Raw genomic sequence first — 3,530 nt, 5'->3', positions numbered from 1 at the left:
CCACCATTTCTTAGCGATTTGCACTTAAAAAAGAAACTCACATACTAAAGTATGCTTCGCTTCTTTTTTAAGCACAACTCATCTAAGAAACAAGTTTCTAAATTAAATATAAGTTCTTAAAGTCATAAGAATTTATATTTGGTTTAAAAACCAAACGATCATTAAATTACAATTGTTAAAGTCAACAACTTTAATTATAGAGATATAATTAAAAACTAAATAACTACAATAACAGATCATTCATCTTATCTAATGTATTCGTACATTAAATAAGGTAGTGAACGCAACATAGAATAAAAAGATATTAAGGGCCATAGGTGGATGCCTTGGCTAGTAGAGGCGATGAAAGACGTACTAGGCTGCGAAAAGTCTCGGGGAGCTGCCAAGAAGCTTTGATCCGGGAATTTCTGAATGGGGCGACCCAGCACGGAGCGATTCGTGTTACCACCTTCGGGTGGGGCGAACTTGGGGAAGTGAAACATCTCAGTACCCAAAGGAAGAGAAATCAAACGAGATTCCGAGAGTAGCGGCGAGCGAAATTGGAATAGGGCGCATACATTTAGCATATTTGTTAGCAGAACATTCTGGAAAGGATGAGCATAGAGGGTGATACTCCCGTAAGCGAAAACATTTATGTGGAACTAAGGTATGGAACGAGTAGGTCGGGACACGTGTTATCTTGACTGAATATGGGGGGACCACCCTCCAACCCTAAATACTACTACTAGACCGATAGCGAACAAGTACCGTGAGGGAAAGGTGAAAAGGACCGCGGTGAGCGGAGTGAAATAGAACCTGAAACCTATGGCTTACAATCATTCGGAGCACTATTAAATAAGTGTGACGGACTGCCTTTTGCATAATGAGCCTGCGAGTTGTGGTATCTGGCAAGGTTAATCGAACGAGAAGCCGTAGCGAAAGCGAGTCTTAATAGGGCGACATAGTCAGATGCTGCAGACCCGAAACTGAGTGATCTATCCATGAGCAGGTTGAAGCTGGTGTAAGAGCCAGTGGAGGACCGAACCCGTAGAAGTTGAAAATTCTTGGGATGACTTGTGGATAGGGGTGAAAGGCCAATCAAACTCAGTGATAGCTGGTTCTCTCCGAAATATATTTAGGTATAGCCTCGAGCATTAGCGTATAGGGGTAGAGCACTGACAGGGCTAGGGCTGCTTACCGCGGTACCAAACCCTATCAAACTCCGAATACTATACGTGTAACCTCGGGAGTCAGGCGTAGGGTGATAAAATCCTATGTCGAGAGGGGAACAACCCAGACTAACAGCTAAGGTCCCAAAGTTTTATCTAAGTGGAAAAGGATGTGGAGTTGCTGTGACAACCAGGAGGTTGGCTTAGAAGCAGCCATCCTTTAAAGAAAGCGTAACAGCTCACTGGTCTAGCGATTCTGCGCCGAAAATATAACGGGGCTAAGATAAACACCGAAGCTTTAGATTTACAGTTTACTGTAAGTGGTAGGAGAGCGTTCCATTCAGCGCTGAAGGTATACCGGTAAGGAGTACTGGAGCGGATGGAAGTGAGCATGCAGGCATGAGTAGCGAGAAAAGAAGTGAGAATCTTCTTCGCCGTAAACCCAAGGTTTCCTACGCGATGCTCGTCATCGTAGGGTTAGTCGGGACCTAAGTCGAGTCCGAAAGGGGTAGACGATGGCAAATCGGTTAATATTCCGATACCGACATTACATCGTTTGAGTGATGGGGGGACGCATAGAGTTAAAGGGGGTCACTGATGGAATAGTGGCTCGAAGGACGTAGGTCGTAGCGTAGGCAAATCCGCGCTACATGAGACCGAGATCTGACAGGCTGGTCAATCTTTTCGGAGAGCGACCAGAACCCTTGATACTGTCGTGCCGAGAAAAGCCTCTAAACGAGATGTAATGTTGCCCGTACCGTAAACCGACACAGGTGGGTGAGATGAGTATTCTAAGGCGCGTGGATGAACCCTTGTTAAGGAACTCTGCAAACTAGCACCGTATCTTCGGTATAAGGTGTGCCCTAAGTGTTATGGGATTTACTCCCAGAAGCACTGACGGGTCGCAGCAAAGAGTCCCTCCCGACTGTTTACCAAAAACACAGCACTCTGCTAACACGTAAGTGGATGTATAGGGTGTGACGCCTGCCCGGTGCTCGAAGGTTAAAAGGATTGCTTAGCTTCGGCGAAGGCATGAATTGAAGCCCGAGTAAACGGCGGCCGTAACTATAACGGTCCTAAGGTAGCGAAATTCCTTGTCGGTTAAATACCGACCTGCATGAATGGCGTAACGAGATGGGAGCTGTCTCAACAAGGGATCCAGTGAAATTGTAGTGGAGGTGAAAATTCCTCCTACCCGCGGAAAGACGGAAAGACCCCGTGCACCTTTACTATAGCTTGACACTGCTATTGGGATATTCATGTGCAGGATAGGTGGGAGCCGTTGAATCCAGGACGCCAGTTCTGGAGGAGGCATCCTTGAGATACCACCCTTGAATATTCTGATAGCTAACTCCGTACGATTATCTCGTGCGAGGACAATGTCTGGTGGGTAGTTTGACTGGGGCGGTCGCCTCCTAAAAAGTAACGGAGGCTTACAAAGTTCGGCTCAGAAGGGTTGGAAATCCTTCGTAGAGTATAATGGCATAAGCCGGACTGACTGTGAGACATACAAGTCGAGCAGAGTCGAAAGACGGTCATAGTGATCCGGTGGTTCTGTGTGGAAGGGCCATCGCTCAAAGGATAAAAGGTACGCCGGGGATAACAGGCTGATCTCCCCCAAGAGCTCACATCGACGGGGAGGTTTGGCACCTCGATGTCGGCTCATCGCATCCTGGGGCTGGAGCAGGTCCCAAGGGTATGGCTGTTCGCCATTTAAAGCGGTACGCGAGCTGGGTTCAGAACGTCGTGAGACAGTTCGGTCCCTATCTTCCGTGGGCGTAGGAACGTTGAGGAGAGCTGACCCTAGTACGAGAGGACCGGGTTGGACGTGCCACTGGTGCACCAGTTGTCCTGCCAAGGGCATAGCTGGGTAGCTACGCACGGATGAGATAACCGCTGAAAGCATCTAAGCGGGAAGCCAACTCCAAGATGAACGTTCCCTGAAGTACGCTTGAAGACTACAAGCTTGATAGGCTGGATGTGTACGCACAGCAATGTGTTTAGCTGACCAGTACTAATAGTACGTTTGTCTTTTTACCAAGTTCTTAAATGAACACAATTGCTTCACTACCTTATTTAGTGTATATATACTAATAAGAGATATGTTAGTAGTTATTTGGAACCGGTACTTTAGTGCCGGCTGTTGTTGATTTTACCAATTCTAACTTAATGAGCAATCATTAACTCACTCAACTGGTCCTTGTAAGATCAGATATAAATACATCAGTCAGATGTCTTTATATCTGATCTTGTCTAGGTGGCTATAGAGAGAGGGAAACGCCTGGCCCCATTCCGAACCCAGAAGCTAAGCCTCTCATCGCTGATAATACTGCAGGTTTCACTTGTGGGAATGTAGGTCGCTGCCTAGTTGATCAGATTTTT

The 3,530-nt window shown here is 46.7% G+C and carries 2 rRNA genes; both read left to right on the top strand.

Annotated elements, in window-relative coordinates:
- Positions 1 to 294 precede the first annotated feature (294 nt).
- Positions 295 to 3,187, top strand: a 23S ribosomal RNA gene (locus MNY28_RS11730).
- A gap of 214 nt (positions 3,188 to 3,401) precedes the next feature.
- Positions 3,402 to 3,517, top strand: a 5S ribosomal RNA gene (gene rrf, locus MNY28_RS11725).
- The last annotated feature ends 13 nt before the right edge of the window (positions 3,518 to 3,530 follow it).

Origin of the sequence: Sulfurimonas sp. NWX367, from assembly GCF_039667065.1 — a bacterium.
Lineage (GTDB): Bacteria > Campylobacterota > Campylobacteria > Campylobacterales > Sulfurimonadaceae > Sulfurimonas > Sulfurimonas hydrogeniphila.
The sequence above is the reverse complement of the archived record's forward strand: the minus strand, read 5'-3'. Positions and strand labels throughout refer to the sequence as shown.